This window comes from Flavobacterium tegetincola DSM 22377 (assembly GCF_000425485.1).
GTDB lineage: Bacteria > Bacteroidota > Bacteroidia > Flavobacteriales > Flavobacteriaceae > Flavobacterium > Flavobacterium tegetincola.
The window spans coordinates 22,644-39,597 of record NZ_KE384388.1; the positions used below are offsets into that span (position 1 = coordinate 22,644).

General features: G+C 35.1%; 13 protein-coding genes. 12 read left to right on the top strand and 1 reads right to left on the bottom strand.

The window, feature by feature from the left end:
- Nucleotide 1: 1 nt before the first annotated feature.
- The 11 genes from H602_RS0116090 (at nt 2) to H602_RS0116140 (ending at nt 14,876) form a co-directional block, all read left to right on the top strand.
- Nucleotides 2-919, top strand: a complete 918-nt coding sequence (locus H602_RS0116090) for a tryptophan 2,3-dioxygenase family protein (protein ID WP_035759880.1) — start codon at nt 2-4, stop codon at nt 917-919.
- A 23-nt stretch (nt 920-942) separates the two neighbouring features.
- Nucleotides 943-2,178 carry a M23 family metallopeptidase gene (locus H602_RS0116095; RefSeq protein ID WP_026978939.1) on the top strand — a complete coding sequence of 412 codons (1,236 nt, stop codon included), beginning with the start codon at nt 943-945 and terminating at the stop codon, nt 2,176-2,178.
- A gap of 202 nt (nt 2,179-2,380) precedes the next feature.
- Entirely contained in the window at nt 2,381-4,024 is a 1,644-nt protein-coding gene (gene pgi / locus H602_RS0116100; RefSeq protein WP_026978940.1) for a glucose-6-phosphate isomerase, read from the top strand.
- A 276-nt stretch (nt 4,025-4,300) separates the two neighbouring features.
- The gene (locus H602_RS0116105; protein WP_026978941.1) at nt 4,301-7,003 is read left to right on the top strand and encodes a TonB-dependent receptor; all 2,703 of its coding nucleotides are present in this window, start codon (nt 4,301-4,303) and stop codon (nt 7,001-7,003) included.
- Between the two features lie 103 nt (nt 7,004-7,106).
- Nucleotides 7,107-7,538, top strand: coding sequence for a hypothetical protein (locus tag H602_RS0116110; RefSeq protein ID WP_026978942.1), 432 nt, complete (start codon nt 7,107-7,109; stop codon nt 7,536-7,538).
- A gap of 162 nt (nt 7,539-7,700) precedes the next feature.
- Complete coding sequence (locus H602_RS0116115) at nt 7,701-8,171, top strand: septal ring lytic transglycosylase RlpA family protein (RefSeq protein WP_026978943.1); 471 nt, start codon at nt 7,701-7,703, stop codon at nt 8,169-8,171.
- A 3-nt stretch (nt 8,172-8,174) separates the two neighbouring features.
- Nucleotides 8,175-8,558, top strand: coding sequence for a septal ring lytic transglycosylase RlpA family protein (locus tag H602_RS0116120; protein WP_035759884.1), 384 nt, complete (start codon nt 8,175-8,177; stop codon nt 8,556-8,558).
- A 118-nt stretch (nt 8,559-8,676) separates the two neighbouring features.
- Nucleotides 8,677-9,177 carry a GbsR/MarR family transcriptional regulator gene (locus H602_RS0116125; RefSeq protein WP_245574959.1) on the top strand — a complete coding sequence of 167 codons (501 nt, stop codon included), beginning with the start codon at nt 8,677-8,679 and terminating at the stop codon, nt 9,175-9,177.
- Nucleotides 9,178-9,184: 7 nt separating this feature from the next.
- Nucleotides 9,185-10,318 carry an efflux RND transporter periplasmic adaptor subunit gene (locus H602_RS0116130; RefSeq protein ID WP_035759911.1) on the top strand — a complete coding sequence of 378 codons (1,134 nt, stop codon included), beginning with the start codon at nt 9,185-9,187 and terminating at the stop codon, nt 10,316-10,318.
- A gap of 6 nt (nt 10,319-10,324) precedes the next feature.
- Entirely contained in the window at nt 10,325-13,468 is a 3,144-nt protein-coding gene (locus tag H602_RS0116135; RefSeq protein ID WP_026978947.1) for an efflux RND transporter permease subunit, read from the top strand.
- A gap of 10 nt (nt 13,469-13,478) precedes the next feature.
- On the top strand, nt 13,479-14,876 hold the full coding sequence (locus H602_RS0116140; RefSeq protein ID WP_026978948.1) for an efflux transporter outer membrane subunit: 1,398 nt from the start codon (nt 13,479-13,481) through the stop codon (nt 14,874-14,876).
- Between the two features lie 53 nt (nt 14,877-14,929).
- Here H602_RS0116140 and H602_RS0116145 read toward each other — a convergent pair whose 3' ends face one another.
- Entirely contained in the window at nt 14,930-15,325 is a 396-nt protein-coding gene (locus H602_RS0116145; RefSeq protein WP_026978949.1) for an acyl-CoA thioesterase, read from the bottom strand.
- A 290-nt stretch (nt 15,326-15,615) separates the two neighbouring features.
- Between H602_RS0116145 and H602_RS0116150 the strand changes: the two genes are divergently transcribed.
- Nucleotides 15,616-16,929: an OmpA family protein gene (locus H602_RS0116150; RefSeq protein ID WP_026978950.1), complete on the top strand. Its 1,314-nt coding sequence runs from the start codon at nt 15,616-15,618 to the stop codon at nt 16,927-16,929.
- Nucleotides 16,930-16,954 lie beyond the last annotated feature (25 nt).

Consider the following 16,954-nt stretch of genomic DNA (forward strand, 5'->3'; position numbering starts at 1 on the left):
AATGATTACAGCGCAACGCGAGGATTTATTAAATAAATTAGAAGAAAAATATAAAACTGTTGGTCAAAAAACAGACGTACATTTGGAAGGATTGTTATGGTCCAAACCAATGACGTACTGGGATTATGTACAAACGGATGCTTTGTTGAACCTTCAGGTGCAACGGACCACGTTACCAGACGAAATGGTGTTTATAATGTATCATCAAGTAAACGAGCTTCTATTTAAAATGATTTTATGGGAAATGAAGCAGTTGTGTCACAGCGATAAACCAGATCCTACTTATTTTGCTGAGAAGTTGATGCGAATCAGTCGTTACTTTGACATGTTGACCACTTCCTTTGATATTATGGGAGACGGAATGAGCATTGATCAATACATGAAATTCCGTAACACATTGACTCCAGCAAGTGGATTTCAAAGTGCACAATACCGATTGATTGAATTTTCATCCACGGATTTAATTAACTTGATTGACAATCGTTTTAGAACCTCAATTGATCGTGATACTTCTTTTACACATGCATTTGAACACTTGTATTGGCAGGCTGCTGGTAAAAATCATGCTACTGGCGAGAAATCGTTCTTATTGTTAGAATTTGAGAAGAAATATAAAGCCGAATTTCTCCGCCATATGGAAGAATACAATTCGATTAATGTTTGGCAAAAATTTAAAAGTTTACCCGAAGAAGGTCAGAAAGATCCTGAATTAATCCGAACGATGCGACACTTTGATCATACCGTAAATATTACATGGGTTATGGGTCATTTGAATGCTGCACGAAAATACATCGGCGACGGAGATGCAACCGGTGGAAGCGATTGGAAAAAATACATGCATCCCAAGTACCAACGTAGAATATTTTTCCCAGAACTTTGGAGTCATGAGGAACTAGAACATTGGGGCGAAGAACTATAGACTAACTGCATAAAAAAATACTTTTGAAAAGACTATCATCCTTATTGTTACTGCTTGTTTTAGTAGTGGCTTGTAACGAAAAAGAAGAGAAAAAAGAAGTTATTCCAATAAAAAAGCCAGATCCAATAGTGTTGGAATTTGGTTTCAAACTTAATGATTACGACGTGGTTCGAGATACCATTGAAAGTGGTGATACCTTTGGAAGTATCTTAGCTACACAAAATTTGGGAACGAATGAAGAACATGAAATAACCGAAAAAGTTCGTGATTCTTTTAATTTGAGGAACATTAGAGTAGGTAAAGCTTTTACGATGTTGCGTACCAAAGATTCTGCAAAAGTGTTGAAGGCATTTATATATAAGTCCGATATTTCTCATTACTATGTGGTAGATTTGCGTGATTCTACTCGCGCTTATAAAAGGCAACTACCCATTACCATCAAGCGAAGAACTATTGCTACAGAAATTGATGGATCACTTTCTGCTACATTGCACCAAGCGGGTGTACAGCCTTCTTTAGCCCAAAATTTAGCGGATATTTATGCGTATTCCGTCGATTTCTTTAAGATTCAAAAAGGAGATCGCTTTGCAGTTACGTTTAATGAAAAGTACATTAACGATACCATTTATGCAGGTGTAGAAAGTCTGGAAGCGTCCTTCTTTGTGCACAAAGGAAAAAAGATTTATGCTTTTCCATTTAAACAAGATCCAGAAGCTCGTCGTGTTGATTTTTATGATGAAGAAGGTAAGGTGTTAAAAAATATGTTTTTAAAAGCACCTTTAAAATTTGGTTATAGAATTTCATCTAAATTCTCAAAAAACAGATTTCATCCCGTTCAGAAAAGATTTAAAGCGCATAAAGGAACGGATTACGCCGCGGCTACTGGTACACCAATCGTAAGTACCGCATCTGGAGTAGTGGAACGAACTGGATACACTGCTGGAAACGGAAATTACGTAAAAGTGAAGCATAACAGCACGTATTCTACACAGTATTTACACATGTCTAAGATTCTAGTTCGCAACGGTCAACGTGTTTCTCAAGGTGAAGTTATTGGAAAAGTGGGTAGTACCGGATTAGCAACTGGACCTCACGTGTGTTACCGCTTCTGGAAAAATGGTGTTCAAGTGGATGCTTTGGCGCAAAAATTACCCAATTCAGAACCTATGAATGCTAAATTTAAACCTAGATTCATGAAGGAAATGGAACCATTGAAAAGGGAATTGGACAGTACAGCGCGTGTAAGATTTAAAGATTAATCTTTTTAAAGACCATTTTTTTCTAGCCGTCTTACTTTTTATCCTTTTGCAACATTTTCCTTTTGGGAAATAAATTTTATTTTCAAAAGTTAGTCTTCACTATTGTCTCTGGAAATGAGCTGTCGCTTTTTTGTAATGAATATTTATTTTCATTGAGATGAAAAAATATAAATTTGAATCTTATTATTTTAAAAAAATCAACATGGCTTTAGCTACTTTTTCTCCCTTAAAAACGGCTTCTTGGACTGCATTAGAAAATCATTTTCAAGAAATTAAAATGCAATCAATGAAGCAAATGTTTCAAGACGATGCTTCAAGAGCGGAAAAATTCACGATCAAGTGGAATGATTTTTTACTCGATTATTCTAAAAACAGAGTTTCCGAAGGAACAATCGAATTATTGTTGAAACTTGCCGACGAGATGCATCTGAAGCAAGCTATTGCAAGTTATTTTGATGGAGCAATTATCAATAAGACTGAGGATCGAGCGGTTTTACATACAGCTTTAAGAGCTTCGGATGATGCTGTTATTAAAGTGGACGGCAAAAATGTAGTACCCGAAATTTTAGAAGTAAAAAATAAGATTAAAAATTTTACGCATGAAATTACAGCAGGAATTAGAAAAGGATATACGGGAAAACCGTTTACAGATGTTGTAAACATAGGTATTGGCGGTTCTGATTTAGGTCCAGCTATGGTGGTGGAAGCTTTGCAATACTATCAAAATCATTTAAAAGTACACTTTGTATCCAATATTGATGGAGATCATGTTCATGAATTATTGAAAACCATAAATCCTGAAACTACACTTTTTGTAATTGTTTCAAAAACATTTACTACACAAGAAACATTGACCAATTCGGAAACCATTCGGAAATGGTTTTTAAAATCGGCAAGTCAGAAAGATGTCGCCAAGCATTTTGTAGCAGTTTCTACAAATTTGAAAAAAGTGACTGATTTTGGCATCGATGCAAACAATGTTTTTCCAATGTGGGATTGGGTTGGCGGTCGATTTTCGCTTTGGAGTGCGGTAGGTTTAACAATTAGTTTGTCTGTTGGTTATGATCATTTTGATGCATTACTAAAAGGAGCCAATGAAATGGATGACCATTTTAAGACGGCTGAATTCGACCAAAATATTCCTGTCATATTAGCATTACTGAGCATATGGTACAATAATTTTTTTGAAGCAGAAAGCGAAGCCATCATTCCTTACACTCAATATTTGCAAAAATTAGCGCCTTATTTGCAGCAAGGAATTATGGAAAGTAACGGTAAAAGTGTGGATCGAAATGGCGATATCGTCAACTATCAAACTGGAACTATTATTTGGGGCGAACCGGGAACCAATTCGCAACATGCCTTTTTTCAATTGATTCATCAAGGAACTAAGCTCATTCCTACTGACTTTATCGGCTTTTTGAAACCTTTATACGGTGATACAAATCACCATGATAAGTTAATGTCAAATTTCTTTGCACAAACAGAAGCATTATTAAATGGAAAAACGGAAGATCAAGTCCGTGCCGAATTTACAAAGCTAGATTATTCTACTGGCAGAGCTGAATTTTTAATTCCTTTTAAAGTTTTTGAGGGAAACAAGCCAACCAATACGTTATTGATTGAAAAATTAAGTCCTAAAAGATTAGGTGCACTTGTGGCAATGTATGAACATAAAATATTTGTTCAAGGAGTAATTTGGAATATTTTCAGCTACGATCAATGGGGAGTTGAATTGGGTAAACAGTTGGCAAGTTCTATTTTAGAGGAGATTAACTCAGGTCAAGTAAAGCAACACGATAGCTCTACATCCAATCTGTTGCATTATTTTTTACAAAATAAATAGTTTTTTTATCCAAATAATCATCAAAATTTAAAGTTTTTATAACAGTTTTTAGTTTTACTAATTTTACAAAAATAATTCGATTAATTGTCTTTTAACATATTTTGGATGAAAATTCAATATGTTTATTAAGAGTTAAAGCGTGAATATATTATGTTAAATGAGGTATTCTATTGAGGTATTACTAGTGTAAAGTAACTAATGCACGTTTTTCTTAATAATAATTTAATGTGGATGTCAAATATTTGTCGTTATTTTGCCAAAATTTTAAATTACAACATGAAAACAACTACAAATTGGTTATTATCAGGATTATTGCTGTTGCTCGTTTCAACAGTATTTGGTCAAGGGACAATTACAGGTACAATTGTGGACGCACAATTGAAATCGGGTATTCCAGGCGTTAATGTTATGGTAAACGGTAGTTCTACAGGAACTTCCACCGATATTGACGGAAAATTTACTATTGAAAGTAAAGTGGCTAAAGGTCAATTGGTCTTTACTTACGTAGGATTTGAAAAAGCAACAGTTAATTTTACTGTAGAAAGTGGGAAAACAGTAAATGTTGGAACAATCAATTTAACAGAAGACGCAAGTCAATTGGAAGAAGTAATTATTGTAGGTAGAGGAATCATCGATTTAGCTAGCGACAGAAAAACACCAATTGCTGTAACTACAATTAAATCAGCTGAGATTGTTGAAAAAGTGGGATCTTCTGATATCACTCAAACAATGGTAAACTCTCCGTCTATTTATGTTGCGGGTCAATCCGGTGGATTTGGAGATTCAAGAATTCTTGTTCGTGGATTTGGTCAAGACAACACAGCCTTTTTATTAAACGGACAACCTATTAATGGAATGGAAGATGGTTTGATGTATTGGTCTAACTGGTCTGGAATGTCAGATATTGCAAATGGAATTCAAATTCAGAGAGGTTTAGGTTCTTCTAAACTTGCTATTTCATCTGTAGGTGGAACAGTTAACTTTATTACTAAAGCTACTGATATGAGAGAAAGTGGATTTGTTTCTACAGGTGTAGGTAACGATTCATTCTTGAAAACTACTGCAGCATACAGCACTGGAATGAACAAAAATGGTTTTGGTATGAGTGTGATGTTGACGCACTGGCAAGGTGACGGTTACAATGAAGGAACTGCTGGAAAGGGACAGAATTATTTCATCTCTTTTGGTTACAAACCAAGTGAAAACCATAACTTAAACTTCTTGATTACTGGTGCTCCACAAGATCACGATCAGAATTTCACCAAACAAATTGGTGACTATAAAAAATACGGTAGAAAATACAACAATAACTGGGGCCTTTTAAACGGTAGTTTTGTAACAGAAAGAAATAACTTTTACCACAAACCGGTTGCTAACTTAAACTGGGATTGGAAAATTAATGACAATACAGATTTATCTACAGTAGTGTACGCTTCATGGGGACGCGGTGGAGGAACTGGTAACTATGGTGCACGATCTATTCGTACTGCAGAAGGTAGAATTGACTTTGATGCTATTTACGATAGAAACGTAGCTGTTGGTGATGGTGTACAAGGAGATAATAAATCGTATTTGATCAGATCTTCTATGAACAATCATAACTGGTACGGTTTAGTAACGAACTTAGAGAAACAACTTACAGAAAATTTATCTTGGAATGCTGGATTTGACTTAAGAACGTACTACGGAACTCACTTCCGTCAAGTATCAAACTTCTTAGGATTAAATAATTGGACTGAAAGCAGAACATTAAGAAATGCAGATAATGCATTCGTAGGTAGTCCAGTATTTAACACAGTAACAGAATCTCCAAGTGTGAGTCCGTACAATGCTACTTTCAATACTATTGGTGAAGATCAAAGAATTGATTATGATAACAGTGAACGTATTACTTATGGAGGAGTTTTTACTCAATTAGAATATTCAACAGATCTTTTCTCAGCGTTTTTTCAAGGAGCAGTTTCTAATCAAGCGCACCAAAGATTTGACAGATACGATTATTTGTCAGAAGCTGAAGATTCAGAAAAAGTGAGTAACGTTGGATACAATGTAAAAGCAGGTGGTAGCTTAAGAGTAAATGAGCAAAATGCATTTTACGTAAATACAGGATATTATTCTCGTCAGCCGTACCATGATAACATTTATTTGAACTATTCTAATCAGTTAAATCCTTTAACTGAAAACGAAAAAATCTTAGGTCTTGAAGCGGGTTACAGTTTTACTTCAAAATTCTTCACTGCTAACGTGAATGCTTACAGAACTTCTTGGAAAGATAGAGTAGTTTCAAGCTCAAGAGTAACAGTTGCAGATGAAACATATGGTGATATCGTTGTTTTACAAGGAAATGAGATTTTTAGAACGAATGAAGGTGTAGAGCAATTACACATGGGTCTTGAATTAGACTTTGTTGCAAAACTATTAAGCACTTTAGATTTACGAGGATTTGTATCTTCAGGAAATTGGGAATACCAAGGTGAAGCACGTACTACTTTAAGAGATCAAGACAGAAATGTATTGTCTGTTACTGACGTAGACGTAGACGGTGGAAAAGTTGGAGATGCTGCTCAATTTACAGCTGGTTTAGGATTTAAATACACTATTGCAACAAGAGTTTCTGTTGATGCAGATTGGAGATTTTACGATCAATTAAATTCTAATGTTGGAGCAGTAAAAGAAAATCTTGAATTGCCAGATTACCATATTACTGATTTAGGATTTTCTTACAAAATGTTAGTAGGTAAAACTAAAAGTAACAGTGTAAACTTCAGAATTAACGTAAACAATCTTTTTGACAAATTGTATTTGTCAGAATTGAGAACAAACATTAAAGCTGACGATAACATTCCAGCAGTTGGAACTAATCCATCAGTTGGAACGTACCAAGATAATGATAGAACTTTCTTAGGAGTTGCTGATGCCAATCAAGGTTTCTTAGGATTAGGAAGAACTTGGAACGCATCAATCCGTTACAACTTCTAATAAATATTAAATTTATTATAATTGAAAGCCTTGCAGTAATGCAAGGCTTTTTTTGTGCTAATTTTTAACTATCTTTGATTTCCAAAAAAAAACAATATACATTATGAGTACATACGAAATTATTCAAAAGGCGCATTCTGGCTGGGCTTATCTAGCACTTATTTTTTTAGCAATTGCAGTAATAAATGCAGTAATCGGACTCAATTCTAAAAGTGAGTTTACTAAAAAAGACCGAATGCTTGGACTTTTCGGGTTGATATTTACACACATTCAGCTATTGTTTGGACTAATTTTATATTTTGTATCTCCATTGGGAAAAGCAGTTTTAGGACAGATGAAAGATCCCGCTTTGCGTTTAACATCGCTAGAACATCCACTAATTAATATTATTGCAATTGCACTAATTACAATTGGATGGTCTAAACATAAAAAATTAACAACTTCACATGCAAAATTCAAGACTTTTACAATATTTTATGCATTAGGGTTGATTTTAATTCTTTCTAGAATTCCTTGGAAAATGTGGTTGAACTAACTGCATAATCTTGCAATGCAATTAATACCGCAATTTTAAGGTATAATAATTGCTCTTAACAGCATTGCCAAGGCAAATAACAAATCAGTTTAAGACTGTCTTTTCAAAACAGTATTTCTAGATGGAATGGCTTTCATCTGATTTAAAAACACAAAACAATATATGAAACAGAAATTTATTATATTATTATTACTGATTTCAACAGGATTATTTTTAAGTAGTTTTACCACAAGCAAATTGTATTTTCAAGACTCTAAAAAAGTGGTTCAAGATACAATTAAGAAAAATGTTGCAATAGCAGACAGTTTGGGCTTAGCCACTAACCTAAGTTTAACACTGCACAAGAAAAACGCCCACGCATCCTATTACCACAATAAGTTTAATGGTAGAAAAACGGCAAGTGGAACCAAATTTGACAATGACAAGTATACAGCAGCTCACAGAAAGCTAGCATTTGGAACTAAAGTTAAGGTGACCAATGAAGTAAACGGAAAGTCGGTTATCGTAACGATTACAGATCGAGGTCCATTTACAAGAGGACGAGAAATTGACCTAACAAGACGAGCCTTTATGGATATTGCTGCAAATAAAAATGCAGGAAATCTAAAAGTAACTATCGAAGTGATAAAGTAAATTATGTTGAAATTAAATAAGTGGTTGGTGATCTTGCTTTCATCACTATTGCTACTAAGTTGTTCCTCAAAAAAAAATGTTTCCGGAAAAGTTATTAATAAAAAAGGACATGCTTCTTATTATGCAGATAAGTTCAACGGTCGTAAAACTGCAAGTGGCGAACGGTTTAGTAACCGTAAATTAACAGCCGCTCATCGAAAATTAGCTTTTGGAACCAAACTTAAAGTGACCAATGTAGCGAATAAAAAGTCGGTGATTGTAACCGTTAACGATAGAGGCCCTTTTATTAAATCGCGTGATATCGATTTATCAAAAGAAGCTTTTATGCAAATTACCGACAATAAAAACCACGGTGTTCTCACTGTCATCATAGAAATTATCAAATAGCCAGTTTTTACTGGCTTTTTTTATGCTTCATTTTTCGGGAAATAAAAATTAACAAAAGATTAGGTTCGTTTGGTTCGTATTTATCCGAACCTGACCTAACTTTGCAAAAAAATTAGTTATGATGGAAATAGAAAAAGAAAAAGCGGAGCTGATTGAGATGTTTGGCGTTTTTTTTGAAAACACGCATCACTTACCACCTTTGGCCTCACGAATTTTAGGAAATTTAATTCTAGACGGATGTAAAACTGGTTTGACTTTCGAGGATCTAGTGGAGCGAATGGCGGCAAGTAAGAGTACGGTTTCTACCAGCTTAAATCTTTTGCTAAAATCGGAGAAAATCACTTATTATACGCTTTCAGGCGACAGGAAAAAATATTATAAACCATCCCCTTTTAGTAATCGATTACAAACCTACTTGAAAATGATTGCTCTTGAGAAAACGATAATTGAAAAGATGTTAGGCTATCGCGAAAAAACCGCTTCATGTTTTGAAGAACGTTGCAATCTTGAAAACATGCAAGAATATAAAAAACACATATTGACGGTTGAATCACTTTTAGAGAATACCATCCAGAGATTTAAAGAAATTGAACATAATAATAACCAAAATCAAATATAATACTCAAATGAAAAAGATTTTAATAACTTCATTTATACTTGCTTTAGTACTTGTTTCTTGTGGTAAGAAAGAAGACCAGCAAATGCCGCCTCAAGGTCCAGCTCCATTTCCGGTAGAAACGGTAGCGAAACAAGATGCCACAGTTTATGAAGAATATACTGCCAATTTAGAAGGGCAACAAAACGTAGAAATTCGTCCGAAAGTAAATGGATTTATCCAAAAAATCTATGTAGATGAAGGACAAATGGTTAAGAAAGGACAGTTGCTTTTCAAATTAGAAACAGAAACTTTATCGCAAGATGCAGGTGCTGCAAAAGCAATGGTTCAAGCCGCTCAAGTAGAGGTAGACCGATTGAAACCTTTGGTTGATCGAAAAATTATCAGTAATGTGCAATTAGAAACTGCTAAAGCAAAATTGGCTCAAGCCAAAAGTGCTTACGGAAGTGTAGCTGCAACTATTGGTTTTGGAACAATCACTTCGCCCGTTAATGGTGTAGTGGGAAGTTTACCTTACCGCGAAGGAAGTTTAGTTAGTGCAACAAGCGAAATGCCTTTGACTACAGTCTCAGATTCGAAAGTGATGAGAGCTTATTTCACAATGAATGAGAAGCAATTGCTTTCTTTCAATAGAATTTTTAAAGGTGCAAATACAGTTGAAAAATTAAAAAATGTTCCTGAAGTTTCTCTTTTGTTAGTTGATGATTCAGAATATAGCATTAAAGGAAAAATTGCAACCATAAACGGATTAGTAAATCCACAGACGGGAACTACAGAATTTAGAGCGGAATTCAATAATCCAGAAGGACTTTTGCGTAGCGGAAGTACGGGAATTATTCGTTTACCAATTGTACAAAAAGATGTAATTATTGTACCACAAAATGCTGTTTTTGAAGTACAAGGGAAACAACTTATTTACGTGGTTGGTGAAGGTAACAAAGTAAAATCGACCATCATTACAACAAATGGAGTTTCAGGGATGAACTTTATTGTAACCGACGGACTTTCGGAAGGTGACGTTGTTGTTGTAGAAGGTGCTTCGAAATTGAAAGACGATATGGAAATTGTACCTCAAGGAAAAACACCACAGCCTCAAACTGCTACAGATTCAGTAGCTAAAACAGAAACTCCAATTAAAAAATAATTCAAGATGTTAAAAATGTTTATCGAAAGACCGGTTTTATCGACCGTAATTTCAATCCTGATTACCATTCTTGGTGTTTTAGGGCTCATGTCTCTTCCGGTAGAGCAATATCCGGAAATTGCACCACCAACGGTTCAAGTTAGTGCCACTTATACGGGTGCTAATGCCGAAACGGTTTTGAATAGTGTAGTTATTCCATTAGAGGAAGAAATCAACGGTGTGGAAGGAATGACTTACATGACTTCTTCTGCAGCAAATGACGGTTCGGCTAAAATCTCAGTTTATTTTGAATTAGGTGTTGACCCAGATATTGCAGCAGTAAATGTGCAAAATCGTGTGGCTAGAGCGACTTCGAAATTGCCACAAGCCGTTATTCAAACAGGAGTTACAACTGTAAAAAGTCAGACAAGTGCTTTGATGTTTATGGCTTTGTATTCTAAAAACAAGGAATACGATGAAACGTACATTCAGAATTATGCTAAAATTAATTTGGTTCCAAAGTTACAACGTGTAAAAGGTGTTGGACAAGTGAATGTTTTTGGTGCCAAAGATTACTCGATGCGAATTTGGATTGACCCAGAAAAAATGGCGAGTTACAATATTGCGCCAAAAGACATTCAAGCGGCTTTAGTAGAACAAAATGTGGAAGCAGCTCCTGGTAAATTTGGAGAAAATGCTGAAGGTGTTTATGAATATGTAATCAAATACAAAGGTCGTTTATCAGAAATAAGTGATTACGAAAACATCATTATCAAAGCCACAGGAAATGGAAATTTCTTGTATTTGAAAGATGTTGCAAAAATAGAATTAGGTGGATTTAACTACGGAACTAAAAATATTGCAATGGGTCAACAAGGTGTGGCTATTGGAATTTTTCAAACGTCAGGTTCAAATGCACAAGATATTATTACGGAAGTATTGGAAATCGTAAATGAAGCAAAACCAGGTTTTCCTCCGGGAGTTGATTATGTGATTCCGTATAACACAAAGACATTTTTGGATGCTTCCATTGACAAAGTAATTTCAACATTGATTGAAGCCTTTTTATTGGTTTTCTTGGTAGTTTATATTTTCTTACAAGATTTTAGGTCTACATTAATTCCTGCAATCGCAGTTCCCGTAGCCATAGTTGGTACGTTCTTTTTCTTGCAAATTTTTGGATTCTCGATTAATATGTTGACGCTATTTGCAATGATTCTAGCAATTGGTATTGTCGTCGATGATGCAATTGTGGTCGTTGAAGCGGTACATGCTAAACTGGATGAAGGTGCTAAATCAGGAAAAGAAGCGACTATTTCAGCGATGAGCGAAATTACAGGTGCCATTATCTCGATTACATTAGTAATGGCGGCGGTATTTATTCCGGTTTCGTTTTTAAGTGGACCATCAGGAGTTTTCTATCAGCAGTTTGCAATCACATTGGCAGTGGCAATTTTAATTTCGGCAATTAATGCATTGACTTTAAGTCCGGCATTATGTGCTTTGTTATTGAAACCGCACAAAGATTCAGTCCATGCCAAGAAAAATTTAAAAGAACGTTTCTTCATCGCCTTCAATACAAATTTTGATAGAATGAACAATCGTTACGTTCAATCATTACGATTTTTAGGTCGCAAAAAATGGATCGCTGTAACAGGATTAATTGTTTTTAGTGGAATTACTTTTTTCTTATTCCAAACCACTCCTTCAGGATTTATTCCGAATGAAGATAGAGGGATTATCATGGCCGATTTAACACTACCTCCAGGAACTACATTGGAGAAAACCGAAAAAGCGGTAATGGAATTAGATTCTATTTTAGCTTCGATGGATATTGTTGAAGCAAGAATGAGTGTTGTTGGATTTAGTTTGTTAAATCAAGTTAATGGTGGTTCGTACGCTTTTACAGTAATCAAATTGAAAGATTGGAGCGAGCGAAAAGACGATAATCAATCGGTAGATGCGGTTGTGAAAGAATTATTTGGACGAACAGCTCACTTTAAAGATGCAAAAGCATTGTTTTTTACACCTCCAAGTGTACAAGGTTTTGGTTCAGCGGATGGTTTTGAAATGAAAATTCAGGATAAAGGTGATGATAGTTGGCAGAAAGTAAGTCAAGTGTCTAATGAGTTTTTAGGAGCGTTAATGCAACGTCCAGAGATTCAATATGCAATGACGAATTTTAACCCATCTTTCCCGCAATATGAAATGGATGTCAATGTAGAACGTGCTAAAGATGCTGGTATTTCTTTGACGGATATTTTCAACACGATGCAAGGATATTATGGTGGATTGTATACCACTGATTTTAATAAATTTGGTAAACAATACCGTGTAATGATTCAGGCAAAACCTGAAGATAGAGCGGATGAATCGTCTATAAATAACATTTACATCAGAAACGCTTCGGGTCAACAAGTGGCAATTAGTCAGTTTGTAAGCTTGAAACGTATTTATGGTCCAGAAGCGGTTGCCCGATTTAATTTATTAAAAGCGGTAAATGTAAATGGTAAAGCAAACCCAGGATTTAGTTCAGGAGATGCAATTGCAGCAGTTCAAGAAGTAGCGGCAGAACATTTGCCAAAATCATATACTTATGAATTTTCTGGAATGACACGTGAAGAGATTTTAGCAGGAAATCAAGCTATTGGTGTTTTCTTGTTGAGTTTGATATTTGTTTACTTTTTACTAAGTGCTCAATATGAAAGTTACTTGGTCCCACTTTCTGTAATTCTTTCATTACCTGTAGGAATTGCTGGAGCGATTGGATTTGTGAAACTCGCCGGATTGGAAAATAACATTTACTTCCAAGTCGCGTTAGTCATGCTGATAGGATTATTAGCCAAAAATGCGATTTTGATTGTAGAGTTTGCAATACAAAGACGTCGACATGGAATGGATTTAATGCAAGCTGCGATTGAAGGTTCAAAAGCACGTTTGCGACCAATTTTGATGACCTCTTTAGCGTTTATCTTCGGACTTTTGCCATTGGCATTGGCTACAGGAGTAGGTGCTGTTGGTAACCGTTCCATCGGAATGGGTGCTGTAGGAGGAATGTTAGTAGGAACTGTTTTTGGAGTTTTCGTAATTCCAATTCTATTTGTAATTTTTCAAGGATTGCAAGAACGAATTTCAGGTAAACCAGAAGAAACAGATGTTGAAATACTTTAATGCAATGAAAATGAATAAGAGAATATATAAAATCGTACTTCCCGTCTTGGTTGCTCTTGTAATGCAATCTTGTTTTACGGCAAAAACATACGAACGTCCAGAAGTGCAAACAGATAATTTGTATCGAATGGAAACCGTTTCTACAGACACGACTTCTTTAGGAGACTTGGCTTGGAATAATTTATTTACGGATCCGATTTTGCAAGAGCATATTACTAATGGTTTGCAAAACAATTTGGACATTCGCATTGCCATGCAAAATATTGCTGCATCGGAAGCCTACATGAAACAAGGAAAAGCAGGTTATTTTCCGTCTATTGGACTTGGTGCTGATTGGACTCACAATGAGTTGTCAAGGAATTCACAATTCGGAGCGTTGTTGCAAGACAGAAATACCGACCAATATCAGTTAACAGGAAACCTTTCTTGGGAAGCAGACATTTGGGGAAAAATCCGAAGCAATAAAAGAGCAACAAGTGCATCTTACCTTCAAACTTTAGCTGCAAAACAAGCAGTTCAAACGCAATTGATTGCCAGTATTGCTAAAAATTACTTCCAATTGTTGTCGCTTGACGCACAATTAAAAGTGGTGGACAGTACATTAGTAAACCGTTCAGAAAGTATTGAAGTGATTAAAGCCTTGAAAGATGCTGGAAGTGTAACGGAAGTGGGTGTTCGTCAAACCGAAGCTCAATTGTACACAACCCAATTGATTAAGGAAGATTTGAAAAATTCGATTGTGGTTTTGGAAAATTCATTCAACATATTATTAGGTGAAGGTTCAAAAAAAGTAAATCGTTCCACTTTGGAAACTCAAAATGTTTCTGCTGATATAAAAGTGGGTATACCTACAATGTTGTTAAGAAAACGTCCGGATGTGATAGCTGCTGAATACAACATGATTTCAAATTTTGAAATGACCAATGTTGCAAGAAGTGAATTTTATCCTTCCTTTAAAATTACAGCAACCGGAGGTTTACAAAGTATTGACTTAAAAGAATGGTTTAGTGCGAATTCTTTGTTTGCCAATGTGGTAACGGGATTGACCCAGCCTTTGTTTAATAAACGTCAAATTAGAACAAAGTTTGAAGTAGCGAAAGCCAATCAAGAAAAAGCATTTTTGGAATTTCAGAAAACTTTGTTAATAGCAGGAAGAGAAGTTTCTGATGCATTGCAAGATTATAATAATGAAACGACAAAGCTTGATATTCGCAAAAAGCAAGTGGAATCATTAAAGTCTGCGGCTGGTTTTTCAGATGAATTGTTAGAATATGGATTGGTCAATTACTTAGAAGTATTAACTGCCAAAGATCAAGCGTTAAGCACAGAGTTGAATTTGATTGACAATCAATACAATCAGTATAGCGCAATTATTACACTTTACCGTGCCTTAGGTGGCGGAAATTAAAGAGTAACTATTTTAATTTAAAACCCATACCTTATTTAGAGGTATGGGTTTTTTTATTTGTCCAGTTTTATTCGATTGCGTACAAATTCGATTTCGGTTTTTCCATGCGCTTTTGGTTTTCCATCTTCGCCCAAACTTACCATTGTGATGGTGTCGATTGAGATAATGGTATCCCAAGTCATAATATTACGCACTTCGCATTTTAAAGTTAAGGATGAGTTTCCAAATTTCACCACATCAATACCAATTTCAATGATATCACCTTGCTTCGCTGAACTCCTGAAGTTGATTTCTGACATGTGTTTAGTAACTACTCGGGCGTTTTCCAGTTGGATAATCGAATATAGTGCTAATTCTTCGTCAATCCATGCCAATAATTTGCCTCCAAAGAGAGTTAAATTAGGGTTTAAGTCTTCGGGTTTAACCCATTTCCGTGTATGAAATCGCATATTCGTAAAGTTTTTAGTTGTTTACGCAAAGATAACACGTTTGCAAATCGGATATAGGAGTAAATTGAATAAATTTGACTAGAAATAAAATCTGGAGAAGAGTGCGTTTGCATTGGTAGTAAGTTAGGGGAAAGGACGTTATGTTTAAATATTATGATTTAGCCTACGATTTTGACGGTATACTAAATTATTCGCAAACAACAATATAGATTTTATTAAAATTTATGTCAAAATATTTTTTTGAGTCAAAAACATTGCGTTATTTTGCAAACTAATTAATCGTTAAAATTATGAGAAAGTATTTACTTACATTAACTAGTGTTCTAGCATTAAGTTCGGCATATGCCCAGACTGATGAAAATAGTAAGGACGCGGAAACTAAAGGTTCCGAATACAACAAGTGGTCCGTTGAATTAAATGTTGGTCAGAACAAAGCAGACAAGCCTTTTGCTGCTGGTTATTTTTCTGCAGACCCTTCAAAATATTTTAATTTTAGTGATGTTAACCATTTCGATTTAGGAGCTAGATATATGTTTAATCCAAATTTTGGAGCAAAACTAGATTTTGGTTACGATTTCGTTAAAAATCAATCTGGTGCTGAAAATCAAGACGGAGTTAAGTCGCTTCCTTTTGAAACAAGACAATTCAGAATTGGTTTACAAGGTGTAGCCAATCTTGGAAGAATAATGAAATTTGAAACGTTTACAAGTCGTTTCGGAATTTTAGCTCACGCAGGTATTCAAGTATCTCGTTTAGAAGCTAGATTAGGCGTGAACGAAGGAAGAGATGAAGATAATGGTGGAATCATTTTAGGTTTAACGCCTCAGTTCAGAATTTCTAATAGAATTGTATTAACTGGTGATTTTACTTATTTAGGTAATGTAAGACAACACTTTAACTGGGATGGTTCTTATTCTGCAGACTCAAATAACTTATCTGGTTCTATGATCAATACTTCATTAGGATTGACATTCTACTTAGGAAAACATGATGTTCATGCTGACTGGTATGCAATGGATACTAAATTAGAAGAAAGATTAGATGAAGTTGAGAAAAAAGTAGCTAGTATTGAAGAAGGCTTAATGGATTCTGATCAAGATGGTATTGCTGATATGTTTGACGCTGAGCCTAATACAATGGCTGGAGTTATGACTGATTCAAAAGGTAGAACTATTGACCGTAATGGTAATGGTGTTGCAGATGAATTAGAGCGTTATTTTGATTCTAAATTTGCTGGAAAACCAGGATCAGAGTTTGATATCAAGAGGTTGATTAACGAAAGTTATGTTAACGTTTATTTTGACTTTAATGACAAAATGCCAAACAAGGAATCAGTTGACGGTATTAACTTTTTGGTTAGATACTTAAATGCTAATCCTTCAGCTAGTGCAGATGTAATTGGATATGCAGATGAAATTGGAAGCAATGCTTACAACAATTCATTGTCTGAAGCACGTGCTAATAACGTGAAAAAGATTTTAGTTGACGCAGGAATCAGTGCTTCAAGATTAAATATCGTAGCAAACGGAGAAGACGCTTCAGTTAATAAAGCATCTAAAGACGCACGTAGCATCGTAAGAAGAGTTACATTCAAGATTAAATAATCTTTGAAATATATAAATTAAAAAA